General features: G+C 69.8%; 1 protein-coding gene. It reads right to left on the bottom strand.

Annotated features, from left to right (window positions below):
- Positions 1-178 precede the first annotated feature (178 nt).
- On the bottom strand, positions 179-486 hold a 308-nt coding region (locus tag AOK15_RS47380), incomplete at its 5' end, for a LysM peptidoglycan-binding domain-containing protein (RefSeq protein WP_240508628.1).

Below are 486 nucleotides of genomic sequence, written 5' to 3'. Positions count from 1 at the left end.
GGGAGCCCGTGGGGACGGGGGACGGCCCTCACGAGGTCTTCACTCAGGAGGACACGGCTGTGAGCGGACCCGGGTTCAGCCGGGGAGCGGCCTTTTTTCGGCCCGGCCGAACCGCGGTGCCGGCCCGGCCGCGGCGGACCTCAGGGGTCCGGCCGCGGCGACCGTCCGGAACCGGCCGTCAGCTCAGGTGGAGCTGCTGGCCGGGGTAGATGAAGTCGGCGTCGTCGATGATGTCCTTGTTCAGCTCGAAGAGCTTCTCCCAGCCACCCTTGACGTCCTTCTTCGCGGCGATGCCGCTGAGCGTGTCACCGCTGACGACCTTGTACTCGCCGTCGCCCTTCTTGACCTTCTTGCCGGTCGGGGTCTCGACGGTGGCGCGCTCGGAGGAACGCGAGGCGCGGGTCTCCTGGGTGCTCTCCTGCGAGGAGGAAGAGGACGAGGAAGAGGAGGAGTCCGAGCCGGAGTTGCCGGAGGAGGCGGCGGCAC

Origin of the sequence: Streptomyces ossamyceticus (assembly GCF_001418475.1) — a bacterium.
In the GTDB taxonomy this organism is placed as follows: Bacteria; Actinomycetota; Actinomycetes; order Streptomycetales; family Streptomycetaceae; genus Streptomyces; species Streptomyces ossamyceticus.
This window is presented reverse-complemented; position numbering and strand designations above follow the sequence as displayed.